The sequence below is a fragment of the Streptomyces sp. 840.1 genome (genome assembly GCF_003751445.1).
In the GTDB taxonomy this organism is placed as follows: domain Bacteria; phylum Actinomycetota; class Actinomycetes; order Streptomycetales; family Streptomycetaceae; genus Streptomyces.
Map to the genome: position 1 here is coordinate 483,748 of NZ_RJUU01000003.1, position 16,835 is coordinate 500,582.

The 16,835-nt window shown below is 70.3% G+C and carries 12 protein-coding genes and 1 pseudogene; 6 read left to right on the forward strand and 7 right to left on the reverse strand.

Annotated elements, in window-relative coordinates:
- Positions 1 to 95: 95 nt before the first annotated feature.
- On the reverse strand, positions 96 to 1,352 hold the full coding sequence (locus EDD93_RS34625) for an extracellular solute-binding protein (RefSeq protein WP_123530152.1): 1,257 nt from the start codon (positions 1,350 to 1,352) through the stop codon (positions 96 to 98).
- A gap of 200 nt (positions 1,353 to 1,552) precedes the next feature.
- Here EDD93_RS34625 and EDD93_RS34630 point away from each other — a divergent pair, with 200 nt between their 5' ends.
- A complete protein-coding gene (locus EDD93_RS34630; protein WP_123530154.1) occupies positions 1,553 to 1,768 on the forward strand; it encodes a dodecin in 216 nt (71 codons plus the stop codon).
- A 94-nt stretch (positions 1,769 to 1,862) separates the two neighbouring features.
- Here the strand turns inward: EDD93_RS34630 and EDD93_RS34635 are convergent.
- Positions 1,863 to 2,114 (reverse strand): annotated as a pseudogene (locus tag EDD93_RS34635) (hypothetical protein); the annotation flags it as partial.
- A gap of 169 nt (positions 2,115 to 2,283) precedes the next feature.
- Between EDD93_RS34635 and EDD93_RS34640 the strand changes: the two are divergent.
- Together EDD93_RS34640 and EDD93_RS34645 are read left to right on the forward strand one after the other, a co-directional pair.
- The gene (locus EDD93_RS34640) at positions 2,284 to 4,713 is read left to right on the forward strand and encodes an excinuclease ABC subunit UvrA (RefSeq protein WP_123530156.1); all 2,430 of its coding nucleotides are present in this window, start codon (positions 2,284 to 2,286) and stop codon (positions 4,711 to 4,713) included.
- Between the two features lie 249 nt (positions 4,714 to 4,962).
- Complete coding sequence (locus EDD93_RS34645; RefSeq protein ID WP_185092616.1) at positions 4,963 to 6,732, forward strand: glycosyl hydrolase family 18 protein; 1,770 nt, start codon at positions 4,963 to 4,965, stop codon at positions 6,730 to 6,732.
- 69 nt (positions 6,733 to 6,801) lie between these two features.
- Here the strand turns inward: EDD93_RS34645 and EDD93_RS34650 are convergent, their stop codons facing one another.
- From EDD93_RS34650 to EDD93_RS34660, 3 genes are read right to left on the reverse strand one after another with little or no spacing between them, the layout of a single operon-like run.
- On the reverse strand, positions 6,802 to 7,548 hold the full coding sequence (locus EDD93_RS34650; RefSeq protein WP_123530158.1) for a succinate dehydrogenase/fumarate reductase iron-sulfur subunit: 747 nt from the start codon (positions 7,546 to 7,548) through the stop codon (positions 6,802 to 6,804).
- Positions 7,545 to 9,494, reverse strand: coding sequence for a fumarate reductase/succinate dehydrogenase flavoprotein subunit (locus EDD93_RS34655; protein WP_123530160.1), 1,950 nt, complete (start codon positions 9,492 to 9,494; stop codon positions 7,545 to 7,547). Before EDD93_RS34655 ends, EDD93_RS34650 begins: the two co-directional genes overlap by 4 nt.
- 1 nt (position 9,495) lies before the next feature.
- Positions 9,496 to 10,203, reverse strand: coding sequence for a succinate dehydrogenase (locus EDD93_RS34660; protein ID WP_123530162.1), 708 nt, complete (start codon positions 10,201 to 10,203; stop codon positions 9,496 to 9,498).
- Positions 10,204 to 10,298: 95 nt separating this feature from the next.
- Here EDD93_RS34660 and EDD93_RS34665 point away from each other — a divergent pair, with 95 nt between their 5' ends.
- Positions 10,299 to 11,216, forward strand: a complete 918-nt coding sequence (locus tag EDD93_RS34665; RefSeq protein ID WP_123530164.1) for a LysR family transcriptional regulator — start codon at positions 10,299 to 10,301, stop codon at positions 11,214 to 11,216.
- A gap of 19 nt (positions 11,217 to 11,235) precedes the next feature.
- Here the strand turns inward: EDD93_RS34665 and EDD93_RS34670 are convergent, their stop codons facing one another.
- Both EDD93_RS34670 and EDD93_RS34675 read right to left on the reverse strand, forming a co-directional pair.
- Positions 11,236 to 13,410 (reverse strand): bifunctional diguanylate cyclase/phosphodiesterase, encoded by a 2,175-nt coding sequence (locus EDD93_RS34670; RefSeq protein WP_123530166.1) that lies wholly within the window; start codon positions 13,408 to 13,410, stop codon positions 11,236 to 11,238.
- Positions 13,407 to 14,225 (reverse strand): SAM-dependent methyltransferase, encoded by an 819-nt coding sequence (locus EDD93_RS34675; RefSeq protein ID WP_123530168.1) that lies wholly within the window; start codon positions 14,223 to 14,225, stop codon positions 13,407 to 13,409. The genes EDD93_RS34670 and EDD93_RS34675 overlap by 4 nt, the downstream gene beginning before the upstream one ends.
- A gap of 1,106 nt (positions 14,226 to 15,331) precedes the next feature.
- Here EDD93_RS34675 and EDD93_RS34690 point away from each other — a divergent pair.
- Entirely contained in the window at positions 15,332 to 16,099 is a 768-nt protein-coding gene (locus EDD93_RS34690) for a DUF4239 domain-containing protein (protein ID WP_123530172.1), read from the forward strand.
- 162 nt (positions 16,100 to 16,261) lie between these two features.
- Positions 16,262 to 16,816 carry a hypothetical protein gene (locus tag EDD93_RS34695; protein ID WP_123530174.1) on the forward strand — a complete coding sequence of 185 codons (555 nt, stop codon included), beginning with the start codon at positions 16,262 to 16,264 and terminating at the stop codon, positions 16,814 to 16,816.
- Positions 16,817 to 16,835: the final 19 nt, after the last annotated feature.

Consider the following 16,835-nt stretch of genomic DNA (forward strand, 5'->3'; position numbering starts at 1 on the left):
GCTGGATTCGACGTGACCGCCATGGAGAGCCGGGATGTGCGACGGCTGAATCCCGCGGTGCGCGCCGGTCCCCGGCTCACCGTCCGGCCGCGCGGTCAGCTCCCCGCGAGCACTGCGGTGATCTTCTCCGAGGCCGTCTTCGCCTCCTTGGCCGGGTCACCGCCCTGGAGCACGGCCGTCATGTACGGCTTGATCGGGTTGTCGGCCTCCACCGCCGCCCACTGCGGCGAGTTGGGGGTGGCGTGGCCCCGGGCGGCACCCTCGGCCATCGCGGCGGTGCTCTCCTCGCCCTCGATGACATGGGCCAGGGTGGTCTTGTTGGGCACGTAGCTCATGGACTTGGCCAGCGCCTCCTGCCACTTGGCACCGGCCAGCTCCTTGATCACGTCGATGCCGGCGCTGCGCTGGTGCGCCTTCTCCGGGACGATCAGATCGGATCCCCCGGTGAATACGGAACCGGGGGCCTTCTCGGTCTTGCCCGGGATCGGGAAGTATCCCAGTTTTCCCTTGAGTTCGGGATTCGCCTTCTCGATCAGCGTCGCGGTACTGGGAGTGGAAATGATCTGTGCGACATCCCCCTTGGCGAACACATTTGCCTGTGGGGGCTTTTCCTCGTCCGCGTCCTTGGGCCCGGCACCGAGCGCCTGGAGCTGCTCGTAGAACTTCATGCCCCTGAGGGCCGCGGCGGAGTTGAGCGCGCCCTTCCAGTCGCCGGTCTTCTCGCTCGCGAGTTCGCCGCCCTCGTCCCAGATGAACCCGGCGAGTACGTACCAGTTCTGGCCCGGCAGATACATGCCCTGATCGCCGTCGCTGTTCAGTTTCCCGCTGTCCGCGATCCACTGCTCGCGCGTCTTCGGCGGGGCCTTGATGCCGGCCTGCTCGAAGAGGTCCTTGTTGTAGATCACCACCCGGTTGGCCGCGTACCAGGGGATTCCGTACTGGACGCCGCCGATGCTGCCCGGTTCGGCGAGGCCGGGCAGCCAGTTCTCGCTGCCGAGATCACGCATCGACTCCAGGGTCAGGTCGCGCAGTCCGCCGCTCTCCGCGTACTGGGCGACCTGGGTGTTCCCGACCTCGATGACATCCGGGGTGTCCTTGCCGCCCAGGGCTTTGATGACCTTCGGCCCGATACCGCTCCAGCTCTGGATCCTGAAGTCCAGTTCGACCGATGAGTGCGCCTCTTCGTACGACTTCTTGAAACGGTCCAGGAAATCGGGACTGACGCTGTCCTTCATCAGCCAGATCGTGACTTTCTTGCTGCCGGAGCCACCCGAACCGGGGATCACTCCGCAGCCACCCAGTGCGGCTACGGATATCAGGGCAACAGCTCCTACGAGCATGCGGTTCTTCACGGGGTCACCTTCTGCGAAACGGCACGACAAGATCAGGACCCGGTGTGGGGGACTGCGGGCTGCGCTCGCACGGGCGTGGCTGGATTTTGGTATGGACCAATACTTTGGTCAAGGCGGGTTCCGGACCCGCGACCGCCCGGCCAACTCTCGCGAACCCAGCCAAGGTGGGGCACCTTGGTAGAGGCGAGAGGAGACATAAGATGTCAAACCATACGTATCGCGTCACAGAGATCGTAGGAACCTCCCATGAGGGCATCGATGCGGCAGTCCGCAACGGGGTCGCGAGGGCTTCGGAAACGTTGCACAATCTCGACTGGTTCGAGATCACCGAGGTGCGCGGCCAGATCAAGGACGGCCAGATCGAGCACTACCAGGTCGGCATGAAAGTCGGCTTCCGGCTCGACGACAAGGACTGAATCCGGGCGCCCCGGGCCGGGGCCCACGGCCGGGCCCACAGGGGATCCGGACGGGCCGGGACCCGCGACGCAGGCCGCCGGAGACCCGGACGGGTCACGTACGCCCCTCCCGTTCCCGCGCGTCCCGCATCGCGGGCGACGTCCGCGCCCAGCGGGCCCGCACCACGGTGAATCCGGCCAGTTCGGCCGCGTCGCAGACCAGCTCGTCGTCGACCAGCACCCGCACCTCACGCTCCCGGCCCAGCCGCTCAAGGATCTCCAGCTTGGTCCGGCGGGCCGGCCGGCGGTCGTCGTTGCGCCGCATGCGCAGCCTGCCCTCGGGCAGGCCGTGCCCGGCCGGCCAGGCCTTTGAAGACAGGCCGTAGCAATCCAAGGCCACACGGCCGGATACGACCCGGCAGGGCCCCGACCGCCATTCCCGTCACCCCAGGAGCGGCCCGGCAGGTCACCAAGACCTAGAATCGGACTGTTTGTCCCGGCCGGCCCGCCCCGAACCGTACGGAGTCCCCACCCTCATGCCCACCCCCCACGACCCGTACGTCAGGGTCCGCGGTGCCCGCGAGCACAATCTGCGCAACGTCCGGGTCGACATCCCGCGCGACACGCTCACCGTCTTCACCGGCGTCTCCGGCTCCGGGAAGTCGTCGCTGGCCTTCGGGACGATCTACGCGGAGGCCCAGCGCCGCTACTTCGAGTCCGTCGCCCCGTACGCCCGGCGGCTGATCCACCAGGTCGGCGCACCCGCGGTGGGCGAGATCACCGGGCTGCCGCCGGCCGTCTCGCTGGAGCAGCGCCGCTCGGCGCCGGGTGCGCGGTCCTCCGTGGGGACGGTGACCACGCTGTCCAACTCGCTGCGGATGCTGTTCTCCCGGGCCGGGACGTATCCGCCGGGCGCCGGGCGGCTGGACTCCGACGCGTTCTCGCCGAACACCGCCGCAGGGGCCTGTCCGCGGTGTCACGGGCTCGGCCGGGTCCACCGCACCACCGAGGAACTGCTGGTCCCCGATCCCTCGCTGTCCATCAGGGACGGCGCGATCGCCGCCTGGCCGGGGGCCTGGCAGGGCAAGAACCTTCGCGATGTGCTGGACGCCCTCGGGTACGACGTCGGCCGGCCGTGGAGCGAGCTGGACCCGGCCGACCGGGAGTGGATCCTGTTCACCGACGAGCAGCCGGTGGTGACGGTCCATCCGGTGCGCGACGCGGGGCGGATCCAACGCCCCTACCAGGGTACGTACATGAGCGCGCGGCGCTATGTGATGCACACGTTCGCCGATTCCAGGAGCCGGGCCCTGCGGGCGAAGGCCGAACGCTTCCTGACCAGCGAGCCGTGCCCGGTCTGCGAGGGCGGCCGGCTGCGGCCGGAGGCCATGGCCGTCACGTTCGCCGGCCGTACGATCGCGGAGCTGGCGGGCCTCCCGCTGACCGCGCTCACCGAGGTGCTGGCGTCGGCCGGCAGCGGTGAGACGGCGCGGGTGCTGACGGAGGATCTGCTGGCCCGGATCGAACCGGTCACCGAACTCGGTCTCGGCTACCTCAGCCTGGACCGCACGGCTCCCACCCTCTCCTCCGGCGAGTTGCAACGACTGCGGCTGGCCACGCAGTTGCGGTCGGGGCTGTTCGGCGTCGTCTACGTCCTGGACGAGCCGTCCGCCGGTCTGCACCCGGCGGACACCGAGTCGCTGCTCGGGGTGCTCGGCCGGCTGAAGGAGGCCGGGAACACGGTCTTCGTCGTGGAGCACCAGATGGACGTGGTGCGGCGGGCGGACTGGCTGGTCGACGTGGGGCCGCTGGCCGGTGAGCACGGGGGCCGGGTACTGCACAGCGGCCCGCCGGCCGGTCTCGCCGAGGTCGCGGAGTCGGCGACCCGCCGCTTCCTGTTCGATGACACGCCCGCCCCGGCGCGCGAGGTGCGGGAGCCCGGCGGGTGGCTGCGGCTGCACGGCGTGGAGCGGCACAACGTGCGCGGCGTGGACGCCGCCTTCCCGCTCGGCGTGTTCACCGCCGTCACCGGGGTCTCGGGGTCGGGCAAGTCGACGCTGGTGGGCCAGGTCCTCGCGGACGTCCTGGCCGACCGGCGGGCCCCGGCCGAGGCGGAGGCCGATCAGCCGCGCGAACGGCCCGCACCGGGGTGCGCGTCGGCCGAGGGGCTGGCGGCGGTGGACCGCCTCGTCCAGGTCGACCAGAAGCCCATCGGCCGTACGCCCCGTTCCAACCTGGCCACGTACACCGGGCTGTTCGACGTCGTGCGCAAGCTGTTCGCCGCGACGGACACGGCGGTGGAGCGCGGCTACCGGGCCGGGCGGTTCTCGTTCAACGTGGCGGGCGGGCGGTGCGAGACCTGCCAGGGCGAGGGGTTCGTCTCCGTCGAGCTGCTCTTCCTGCCCAGTACGTACGCGCCCTGCCCGGACTGTCACGGCGCGCGGTACAACCCGCAGACCCTCGAAGTCACCCTGCGAGGGCTGAACATCGCCCAGGTGCTGGATCTCACCGTGGAGTCGGCGGCCGGTTTCTTCGCCGGCACGCCCGCCGCCGAGCGCAGTCTGCGGACCCTGCTCGACGTGGGGCTCGGCTATCTGCGGCTCGGGCAGCCGGCGACCGAGCTCTCCGGCGGCGAGGCGCAGCGGATCAAGCTGGCCGCTGAGCTCCAGCGCGCCCGCCGGGGTCATACGCTGTACCTGCTGGACGAGCCGACGACGGGTCTGCATCCGGCCGATGTCGAGGTCCTGATGCGGCAGTTGCACGGGCTGGTCGACGCGGGCAGCACGGTGGTGGTCGTCGAGCACGACATGGCCGTGGTCGCGGGCGCCGACTGGGTGATCGACCTCGGGCCCGGCGGTGGCGACCGCGGCGGCCGGATCGTGGCGACGGGGCCGCCGGCCGAGGTGGCTCGGGCTGAGGGCAGCCGGACGGCGGCGTACCTCCGGGCCTCGCTCCACCTCGACTGACCGTTCTTTTCTACCCAACTCCCCTATTTGCCCTGCCGGTTGCCGGTTCGGGCAGGGGAAGGGAAATGAAACAGTAAAGAACGTTGACAGTTACCTGGTCCAGACCAATTATGGGCATGCCTCACGGCCGCTCCTCGCCGTGCGGCATGTGACCCCCGGCCGGGAATCACAGGAACGGACCACGCCCTCGACGGGCGTGGCAGAGCCGTGCGATCCGCCCGTTGTCTCAACTCCGCTGGGAGCTACCCCATGAGACGTCCAAGAACAGTCGCCGCCGTCCTGAGCGCCCTGGCCACGGCCGTCGCGTCCGCAGGCCTGGTCCTCGGATCAGGCGTCGGCGCACAGGCCGCCGCGACCGCCGCCACTCCCCTGCCCGCGCACGTCTTCGCCCCGTACTTCGAGGCGTACAACGGAGACAGCCCGGCCGCTCTCTCACAGGCGTCCGGCGCCAAGTACCTGACGATGGCCTTCGTCCAGACCGAGGCCAAGGGTTCCTGCACCCCGTACTGGAACGGCGATTCGAGCACGCCGATCGCCCAGTCCGAGTTCGGCGCCGACTTCACGACCATCCGGTCGCGGGGCGGCGATGTGATTCCGTCGTTCGGCGGGTACGCGGCCGACAACGCCGGCACCGAGATCGCCGACAGCTGCACGAGCGTCGACTCCATCGCCGCCGCGTACGAGAAGGTCATCACGACCTACGACGTGTCCCGCCTCGACATGGACATCGAGGACAACTCGCTCACCAACAAGGCCGGGATCGACCGCCGCAACCAGGCCATCAAGAAGGTCCAGGACTGGGCCGCCGCCAACGGCCGCTCGGTGCAGATCTCGTACACCCTGCCCACCACGACCAGTGGTCTGGCCGCCAGCGGGCTCGCCGTGCTCAAGAGCGCGGTGGCCAACGGGGCCAAGGTCGACGTCGTGAACCTGATGACGTTCGACTACTACGACGGCGCCTCGCACAACATGGCCCAGGACACCCAGACGGCCATCACCGGTCTGAAGGGCCAGCTGGCCAAGCTCTACCCGACGAAGACCGAGGCGCAGCTGTGGGGCATGACCGGCATCATCGAGATGCCGGGCATCGACGACTACGGCCCCGCCGAGACGTTCACCACGGCCGATGCCACCGCGGTCTACGACTGGGCCGTCTCCAAGGGGGTCAGCACCCTGTCGTTCTGGGCGCTCCAGCGCGACAACGGCGGCTGCCCCGGCACCGGCGGCAGCGACACCTGCTCCGGGATCGCGCAGGACACCTGGTACTTCAGTCACACGTTCGCGCCCTTCACCACCGGCGGCGGCACGGGCCCGGTGACGGACGACTACTCGGTGGCCGTCGCCCCCGGTTCGGCGACGGTCGCGCCCGGCGGCTCGGCCACGGCGACCGTGAACACCTCGGTCACCTCGGGCAGCGCCAAGACCGTGGCGCTGACGACGAGCGGGGCGCCGGCCGGTGTGACGGCAACGCTCAGCCCGACGTCGGTCACCGCGGGCGGCACGTCGGCCCTGAAGGTCACCGCCTCGGCGTCGGCGGCGCCCGGCACGTACAAGATCACGGTGACCGGCGCGGCGGGCACGCTGAGCCACGCGGCGGTCTTCACACTGACGGTCTCCGGTCCCGGGGGCGGCACCGGCTCGCTGGTGAACGGCGACTTCGAGACGGGTGCGCTCGGCCCCTGGACCTGTGAGTCCGGCGGCTCGGTCGTCTCCACCCCGGTGCACGGCGGCTCCCACGCGCTCGCCGCGGCGGCCACCGCCTCGCAGACCGGCGAGTGCACGCAGACGCTCACGCTGTCCCCCAACACCAAGTACACGCTGAGCGGCTGGGTGCAGGGCAGCTACGGCTACCTCGGCGTCAAGGGCGGGGCCACGGCGAGCACCTGGGGCTCCTCCAGCGGTTACGCCAAGCAGTCGGTGGCCTTCACCACCGGGGCCAGTGGCGCGGTGACGGTGTATCTGCACGGCTGGTACGGGCAGGGCACGGTCTACGGTGACGACCTCGCCGTGACGTCCTGACCCGCCGGGACGGCTGAGTCCCCGGTCCCGGAGGCGGGCGGCCTCCGGGACCGGGGCTCTTCGGCGAACTCAGCGGTGGACCTTGCGGGTCGCCCGCAGCCACTCCTTGTTCATCGCGGAGATCGACGGCAGCGGGATCCCCTTCGGACAGGCCGTGGCGCACTCCCCGGCGAGGGTGCAGCCGCCGAAGCCCTCGCTGTCCATCTGCCCGACCATGTCCAGGACCCTGGTCTCGCGCTCGGGGGCGCCCTGCGGCAGCACGTTCAGGTGGTTGACCTTCGCCGAGGTGAACAGCATCGCGGAGCCGTTGGGGCAGGCCGCGACGCAGGCACCGCAGCCGATGCACTCCGCGTGCTCGAAGGCGAATTCGGCGTCCGGCTTGGGCACGGGTGTCGCGTGCGCGTCCGGTGCCGTACCGGTCGGGGCGGAGATGTAGCCGCCGGCCTGGATGATCCGGTCGAAGGCGGAACGGTCCACGACCAGGTCCTTGACGACCGGGAAGGCCGAGGCCCGCCACGGCTCGATGTCGATGGTGTCGCCGTCCTCGAAGGACCGCATGTGGAGCTGGCACGTGGTGGTGCGCTCCGGGCCGTGGGCGTCGCCGTTGATGACCAGGCTGCACGCGCCGCAGATGCCCTCGCGGCAGTCGTGGTCGAAGGCGACGGGGTCGTCGCCCTCCAGGATGAGTTCCTCGTTGAGGGTGTCGAGCATCTCCAGGAACGACATGTCCCGGGAGATGCCCTCCACCCGGTAGGTGGACATGGCGCCGGGGGCGTCGGCGTTCTTCTGGCGCCAGACGCGCAGGGTGAGCTTCATGCGTAGCTCCGCTGAGTGGGGTGGACGTACTCGAAGACCAGGTCTTCCTTGTGCAGGACGGGAGCGCCGCCGGTGGCGGTGAACTCCCAGGCGGCGGCGTAGGAGAACTCCTCGTCGCGCCGGGCGGCCTCGCCGTCCGGGGTCTGTGACTCCTCGCGGAAGTGCCCGCCGCAGGACTCGGCGCGGTGCAGTGCGTCGAGGCACATCAGCTCGGCGAGCTCCAGGTAGTCGACGATGCGGTTGGCCTTCTCCAGCGACTGGTTGAACTCCTCGCCGGTGCCGGGCACCTTGATGCGGCGCCAGAACTCCTCGCGGATCTGCGGCAGCCGGTCGAGTGCCTTGCGCAGCCCCTCCTCGGTGCGGGCCATGCCGCAGTACTCCCACATGAGTTCGCCGATCTCCCGGTGGAAGGAGTCGGGGGTCCGGTCGCCGTCGACGGCCAGCAGCAGGTTGATCCGGTCCTCGGTCTCGGCCACGGCCTCCTCCACCTCGGGGTGCGAGGCGTCGATCGCGGCGTGGTGGGGGTTGCGGGCCAGGTAGTCGTTGATCGTCGACGGGAGGACGAAGTAGCCGTCCGCGAGGCCCTGCATCAGCGCCGAGGCGCCTAGGCGGTTGGCCCCGTGGTCGGAGAAGTTCGCCTCCCCGATCGCGAACAGGCCGGGGATCGTGGTCTGGAGGTCGTAGTCGACCCAGAGCCCGCCCATCGTGTAGTGCACGGCCGGGTAGATCCGCATCGGCGTCTCGTACGGGTTCTCCGCGGTGATCTGCGCGTACATGTCGAAGAGGTTCCCGTACTTCTCCTCGACCTTCGCCCGGCCCATCCGCCCGATGGCCTCCGCGAAGTCCAGGTAGACGCCCTGCCCGCCGGGGCCGACGCCGCGGCCCTCGTCGCAGACGTTCTTCGCGGCGCGGGAGGCGATGTCGCGCGGTACGAGGTTGCCGTACGCCGGGTAGATGCGCTCCAGGTAGTAGTCGCGCTCGTCCTCGGGGATCTCGCCCGCGGGGCGGGTGTCGCCCTTGGCCTTCGGTACCCAGATGCGGCCGTCGTTGCGCAGCGACTCGCTCATCAGCGTCAGTTTGGACTGGTGGTCGCCGGTGCGCGGGATGCAGGTGGGGTGGATCTGGGTGAAGCAGGGGTTGGCGAAGTACGCGCCGCGCCGGTGGGCGCGCCAGATGGCGGTGGCGTTGGAGTTCATGGCGTTGGTCGACAGGTAGAAGACGTTGCCGTAGCCGCCGCTGGCCAGCACGACCGCGTCGGCGAAGTACGTGTCGATCTTCCCGGTGACCAGGTCGCGGGCGACGATGCCCCGGGCCTTGCCGTCGACGACGACCAGGTCGAGCATCTCGGTGCGGGGGTGCAGTTCCACGTTGCCCGCGGCGATCTGCCGGGACAGTGCCTGGTAGGCGCCGAGGAGCAGTTGCTGTCCGGTCTGGCCGCGTGCGTAGAAGGTGCGGGAGACCTGGACGCCGCCGAAGGAGCGGTTGTCGAGGAGGCCGCCGTACTCGCGGGCGAAGGGGACGCCCTGGGCCACGCACTGGTCGATGATCTCGACGGAGATCTGGGCGAGCCGGTGCACGTTGGACTCGCGGGCGCGGAAGTCGCCGCCCTTGACGGTGTCGTAGAAGAGGCGGTGGACCGAGTCGCCGTCGTTGCGGTAGTTCTTCGCGGCGTTGATACCGCCCTGGGCGGCGACCGAGTGGGCCCGGCGGGGCGAGTCCTGGAAGCAGAACTGGACGACGTGGTAGCCCTGTTCGGCCAGCGTGGCACCGGCCGATCCGCCGGCCAGGCCGGTGCCGACGACGATGACGGTGTGCTTGCGGCGGTTGGCCGGGTTGACCAGCTTCGCCTCGAAGCGGCGGGTGTCCCAGCGTTCCGCGACGGGCCCGCCGGGGGCGCGGGTGTCGGCCAGCGGCTCGCCGGCGGTGTAGTCGGTGTAGTCGTTCATGTCAGCTCACCACTCCGGTCATGACGGCGACGGGGACCGAGACGAAGCCCGCCGTCAGCACCAGCGCGAGCACGTTGGCGATGGTCTTCAGGGCACGTTCGCGGGTCGCGCTGCCCGCGCCGAGGGTCTGTGCCGCGCTCCAGAACCCGTGCTGGACGTGCAGGCCCATGGCGAGCATGGCGACGATGTAGATGACGTTGCCGTACCAGGTGGAGAAGGTGTCGATGACGTTCTGGTACGGGTGTCCGGACTGGAATCCGCCCGAGTGCACGGTGCCGGTCGTCAGGTCCAGGATGTGCCAGACGATGAACAGCGCAAGGATGATGCCGCCGTAGCGCATGGTGTTGGTGGCATAGCTGGCCCGGGGCTTGCGGTGGACGTACTTGCTGGGCCGCGCCTTCAGGTCGCGGCGGCTGAGCTGGTACGCGGAGACGGCGTGCAGCACCACGGCGGCGACGAGCACGAGCCGGACGATCCACAGCGCCCACTCGTGGTGCAGTACCGGTTCGCCCATCACGCGCAGCCAGTGCGCGTAGCCGTCGAACTCGCCGGGGCCGAAGAAGATCTTCAGGTTGCCGACCATGTGGGCGACCAAGTAGAGGAGCATGATCAGACCGCTCACGGCCATGATCGTCTTCTTGCCGACGGACGAGTCCCAGAGCGAACGCGTCATGGACGGCCGTCGGTCCGTCCGTGTTGCCAATGCCATGGACACGACGGTAGGACCGAAGGCCCTGATCAGTCCAAGACATGGAGCGGCTCATATCCATAGCCTCTGCCTATCGGGCGAGCTATGGTGCGTGTATGCAGTTTCAGCAGCTCATGTACTTCGTGGCCGTGGCCGAGGCCCGGCACTTCACCCGCGCCGCCGAGGACGTACATGTGTCGCAGCCCTCGCTCTCGCAGCAGATCAGGGCGCTGGAGAGCGAGCTGGGGGCCGAGCTGTTCAGCCGCGCCCGGGGCAACATCGCGCTGACCGACGCGGGCGAGGCGCTGCTGCCGCTGGCCCGGCGCATCCTGGCCGACGCGGACACCGCCAGGCACGAGGTCCAGGAGCTGGCCCAGCTGCGCCGGGGCCGGGTCAGGCTCGGGGCGACGCCCAGCGTCTGCACGGGACTGCTGCCCGACGTGCTGCGCGATTTCCACGATCTGCACCCGGGCATCCAGCTGCTGCTGGAGGAGGGCGGTTCGCACGACCTGGTGCGGGAGCTGGCGCGCGGCGCCCTCGATCTCGCCCTCGTGGTGCTTCCGCTCCCCTCGGCCTCACCGGCCCTGACCACGGTCGAGCTGCTCCAGGAGGATCTGGTGGTGGTCTCCTCCTCGGCCGGGCCCCGGCCCGGCCGGGGCGGCAGCGTGCGGATCGCGGATCTGCAGGGCGAGCCGCTGGTGATGTTCCGGCACGGCTACGACCTGCGGGAGCTGACCGTGGCCGCCTGCCGGGCGGAGGGCTTCGAGCCGTCGTTCACCGTGGAGGGCGGCGAGATGGACGCGGTGCTCGGCTTCGTGCGGGCCGGTCTCGGCATCGCGGTGGTGCCGAGCATGGTGGCCACCCGGGCGGGCCACGACCTGCGGACGACGCCGCTGGCGAGGCCGGGGCTCCGCCGTACGATCGCGCTCGCGCACCGCAGCGACGTGGCCCCGCCGCGGGCGGCCCGCGAGTTCCAGCGGGTGCTGCTGGCGAGCCGGACGGACACGCCGTCCCCGGGCGCCGGACACGCCTGAGGACGGAGCGCCCGCCGGCTCACACCGCGTCGGCCAGCAGCAGCGAGTGGATCCGGTCCGGGGCGCCGGGACGGGCGTAGTACCAGCCCTGGGCCGTGTCGCAGCCCAGCTCCCGCAACTGCTCCGCCTGGGCCCCCGTCTCCACGCCCTCCACCGTCACCGCCAGGTCCAGGCTGTGCGCGAGCGACACGATGCCCTCGACGATCTTCAGGTCCACCGGATCGGCCGGGTGGTGCTGCATCCCCTGGGTGAAGGACCGGTCCAGCTTCAGCACGCTCACCGGCAGCCGGCGCAGGTTCGCCAGGTTCGAGTAACCCGTGCCGAAGTCGTCCAGCGCTATGCCGACGCCCATGTCGGCCAGCTGGCGCAGCGGCTTCAGCAGATCGTCGTCGGCGCCGATGAGCGCCGACTCGGTGACCTCCAGGCACAGCGCCGCGGGCTCGAGACCGGAACGCTCCAGGACGTCGACGGTCTCGATGACCAGCCGGGGGTGGTGCAGCTGGGCGGGCGAGAGGTTGACGTTGATGCGCAGCGGGCCCCCGTCGGTGTGGCGCTCCTGCCAGAAGTTGGCCTGCCGTACCGACTCCTCCAGCACCCAGCGGCCGAGCGGCACGATCAGCCCGGTGTGCTCGGCGAGCGCGATGAACCGGTCGGGACCCAGCACCCCGTGCTGCGGGTGGCACCAGCGCACCAGCGCCTCCGCCCCGTGCACCGAACCGTCCCCGAGGTGCACCAGCGGCTGGTACTCGATGAAGAACTCGCCGCGCTCCAGCGCGGCCGGCAGCGCCGTGGTCAGCCCGTGCCGGGTGATGGCACGGGCGTCCGCCTCGGCGTCGGCCAGCTCGAAGCGGTTGCCGCCCGCGGACTTGGCCCGGTACATGGTGATGTCGGCGCTGCGCAGCACCTCGGCGGCGTTGCGTTCGCCGGCCGGGCCCTCGACGACGCCGATGGACCCCCGGACGGTGAGCTCGCGCCCGTCCAGCCGGATCGGGGTGGCGAGCGCCCCGAGGATGCGGCAGGCGAGTTCGTCGACCTCCGAGGCCGTGTCGGGGCCGGTCGTCAGCGCCACGAACTCGTCGCCGCCGAGCCGCGCCACCATCTCGCCCGGCGCGGTCGCGCAGCTCTGCAGCCGGTCCGCGACCTCGACGAGCAGCCGGTCGCCCGAGGCGTGGCCGAGGCTGTCGTTGATCGCCTTGAAGCCGTCCAGGTCCAGGTAGCAGAGGCCGAAACGGCTGCCATCACCGGCCGAGAGCGCTTTCTCGAGGCGCTCGAAAAAAAGCGTCCGGTTCGGCAGACCGGTCAGCGCGTCGTGCGTGGCCTCGTACCGCAGACGCAGATTCAGCAGCCTGCGCTCGGTGGTGTCCTCCATCAGCGCCAGCTGGTACTCGGGCCGGCCCTCGGCGTCGCGCAGCAGCGACACCGTCAGATTGGTCCACAGGACCGTGCCGTCGTTGCGGTAGAACGCCTTCTCGACGCGGTAGTGCTCGCGCTCGCCGCTCACCAGCTCGTTGTAGTACTTCCAGACCTTCGGGGAGTCCTCGGGGTGGACCCACTCGTTGACGCGGTGGCTGCGCACGTGGTGGTCGAGCCCGCCGAACATCCGGGTGAGGGTGTCGTTGACCTCCAGCACATTGCCGTCGAGGTCGGCGATGCCGATCCCGATGGCGGCGTCCTTGAAGACGGCCCGGAACCGCGCCTCGGTGGCGTGCAGCGCCTGTTCGGCGTGGGAGCGCGCGGTGAGTGCCGAGCGGGCGATGGCCTCCTGCTCGGCAAGGGTCCGCTCGCGCAGCGCCTGGCTGAAGCCGCCCGCGACGGCGTGCTGGATCCTGGCGCAGCGGGACCGGCTGTCCTCGGTCGTCAGTGCCACGGGGCCGTTGTTCCCGCAGTACAGGACGAGGTAGGAGTCGACGACGCCGAGTGTGGAGCTGAGCGCGTCCGGGTCGGTGCAGTGCGCGGCCACGAGTGCGCCGCCCACCCCGGCCGCCGCGACGGCGTCGAAGGGGCGTGCGTGCAGGGTGTCGCTGAGCGTGCGGGCCAGCGGGAGCAGGTGGTGCTCGAACTCCGGGCGGGTCAGGGAGGTGGCCGTCGACGGGAAGATGGCCCGGCTCCAGATCGTGGCGAATCGCCGGAGCCGGTCCTCGGGGCCGTCGGGCTCCGCGTCCGGTGCCCCGGACGACTGGGCGGGAATACTCACGCCTTGCGTCCCACTCCCGCGAAGCCCGAAAAGGCGTACGGGTCTTCGCCGCCCTGTGCCGCGGGGGTGTCGGGGCGCCAGCTCGGCATCGGCACCACTCCGGGGTCGACCAATTCGTATCCGTCGAAGAACCGCGCGATCTCCTCGGACGAGCGCATGACCAGCGGGTTGCGGATGTCCTTGTACACGCCGACCGCGCCGCCGGCCTCCTCCCGGCTCAGCGGGATGCCCTCGTACGAGGCGTGGGTGACGATGAGAAGGCTGCCGGGGGCCAGGATGTCCCGCAGCTCCGCGACCGCCTTGTGCGGTTCGTCGGAGTCCTCGATGAAGTGGAGTACGGCGACGAGCAGCAGCGCCACCGGCCGGTCGAAGTCGAGGAGTCCGGAGATCTCCGGGTTGTCCCGGATCTCCTGCGGCCGGCGCAGATCGGCGGTGGCGATCACCGCTGCGGAATTGCCCTCGAGCACGGCCTGGCTGTGTGCGACCGCGACCGGATCGTGGTCGACGTACGCCACTCGGGCCTCCGGGGCGATGCCCTGGGCGACCTCGTGGACATTGCCGAAGGTCGGTATCCCGGAACCGATGTCCAGGAACTGGGAGATCCCCTCATCGAGTGCGTAACGCACCGCCCGGCGCATAAAGGCACGGTTCGCCTGCATGATCTTGGGAAGTCCCGGCATGAACTCCATGGCCTTGCGAGCCGCTTCCCGGTCCACCTCGAAATTGTGCGAGCCGCCCAGATAGAAGTCATACATTCGGGACACGCTCGGCACCGAAATGTCAATGCCTTGCGGTGCCCAGGCGGGACGCTCCATCGATCTCTCCAACAAGTCGCCACGGCGATCCGGCCATGTTCATGGTCAGTGTTGACCAGAGGCTACTGATCGCCCGCCAGGAGAGCGAGCGGAAACGGAAATTAGCGGTCCGTTATTGGTCACACACGTGGCAACTGCAACCGTCCCGTCGCTGCGTGTGACAATCAGTCGCCGAAACGCCTGAAAAAGGTTCGCAATAGAACTACTTTGACGCACCGCCGAGCCGGCATTGCGGGGCGTCCCGCACCATCTTCCCCCGGCTGCGCGGCTGTTGGCGCCACTCGTTCCGCCGCCACCGGTGCGGGAGCGCGGTGGCCGCGAGTGAGCCGGAGCGCCGGATGCGGGTATCAACCCTCCTGTGACCGCCGCCGGTTGCGATGAGGAATCGCACGGCGCACGACCATGGCCGGCTCCGCCCCGGGCCTTCTTTGTTCAATGCGTCCGCAGAATTTTCCCCGGCCGCAAACACCCAGTGCTTCAGGTCCCCACCATCAGGGGAATCCGGCGGGTGTGCGGCGTGCCGCCGTGCGGCCCGGAACATGCTCCCGGTCGTGTACGGATCACTCATCGGCCGGCTCTCCGCGGCCGTCGCCCTCATCTGGCTGCTCACCGCCCCGGTGCCCGCGGTCGCGAGCAACTGCGGATACGCCTCGATCGGCGACGACGGGGGCAGTTCGGCGGTCGCCACCAGCGGTGACGGCAGCTGTCACGCGGGGCCGAAGCCCGAGCCCACGCCACCGCCCACACCCCGGCCGCCTCCCCCGCCGCCTCCACCTCCACCTCCACCTCCACCGCCTCCGCCACCACCCCCGCCACCACCGCCGCCCCCTCCTCCGCCGCCTCCCGTACAGCCCGCGCCCCCCGCCCCCGAGCCGGCACCACCGCCCCCTCCCCCACCGCCGGCGCCTCCGTCACCGTCCCCCTCGCCGTCCCCGTCCGCGCGCCCCACACCGCGGCCGGTGGCCCTTCCCGCCTACCGCAGACCGGTCCGGAAGGCCCCGGAGCGACACACCTCCCTGGTCACGCTCACCTTGATGATCACAGCCCCCGCGGTGTTCGCCGTCGCCGTGCTTCGGCCCCGTTCCCGATGACCTCCGGAGACCCACATGTCGGAATGGCTTGTTCTCACCTTCGCCATGGTCGCGGCCAGCGCCGTGGTGCTCACCATCGCGGTGCTCAACAACCGTCGGCTGCCCGAGGACGACGACCCGTCCGAAACCCCTGACGTCATCGAATACATGACGATGATGATCGGCGTTGTCTACGCGATCGTGCTGGGCCTGGCCATCGCGGGCGTCTGGGAGGGCCGAGGCGCGGCGCAGGAGTACGTCCGCCAGGAGGCACAGGCGCTCCACGAGGTCGACGCGCGCTCGTCCGTGTACCCGGTCGAGGTACGTACCCGGATCCGCGCCGATGTGGACGCCTACGTCAGCTTCGTCGTGCACGACGAGTGGCAGACCATGATCGACCACGGCACGCTCGACGACCGGGGCGCGGAGCTCCTGGACCGGGTACGCGCCGATGTCACCGACTACAAGCCCAAGACGGACCACGAGGGGCAGGCGTACCAGCCGCTCGTCGACCAGATCGCCGCGGCCGACGACGCCCGCAGCGCGCGCGGGCAGAGCGCCGGGGCCACCATGCCGGGGGTCGTCTGGTTCGGGCTGATCATCGGGGCGCTGGTGACCGTGGGGCTGATCTTCACCCTGCAGATCCGGCGTACCTTCCGCGAACTCCTGCTGGCCGGTCTCTTCAGTGTCCTGATCGCCTTTCTGCTCTTCCTGATCTGGGACTTCGACTCACCCTTCGGCCGGGGGCTCTCGGCCACCGCGGCGCCCTTCCTCGACCTGTTCCCACGGGCGTCGGGCGGATAGCGGCCCGCCCGTGCGCCGCTCGGGGGACAGCGGCGCACCATTGGACGACTCCGATCGCGGGCGAAATGCACCACTTCTAGCGTTGGCGGCATCGAGGTGCATTTCTGATGCTTTGCGGAAATCCGTTCCGTAACTGCTCCTCGGGGACCCGGAGGAATCACCATGCGCGCTATACGTGTCGCTCCCGTCGCTCTGCTCGGCGCCGCAGCACTCGCCCTGACCGCCCCGGCCGTGACCGCGTATGCCGCAACCACCGGTGGACCGCCCAACAGCGGGAGCGGATACACCGTCACGCCTTCGGTGATCGCGCCGGGCGGCCAGGTGACCCTGGCCGCCAAGGGGTGCTCGACGACGGCCACGGCGTCCTCCGGGGTGTTCGACACCGTCACCATCCCCAGGGGCGGTACCGCCAGGGCGACGGTCGACTGGGACGCCAAACCGGCCGCCGCGTACCAGGTGACGTTCACCTGCAACACATCGCCGAGCTCCACGGCGAAGGTGAACCTCACCATCAGCGCGGCCACGAACACGCCCACCACCAGCTCCACCAGCACCACCGGTTCGGCGGCCTCGCCCGCCGGCGTCCAGGGTGGCCTCGGCGGCAGCATCGACAGCCCGAACACCGCGATGATCGTGGGCGGCACCGCGCTGGCCGTGGCCGCCGCGACCAGCACCGTCTTCGTGGCGAGGCGGCGCCGGGAGAACCGTTCGCACTGAGCGGCACCGCCGGCCGAAC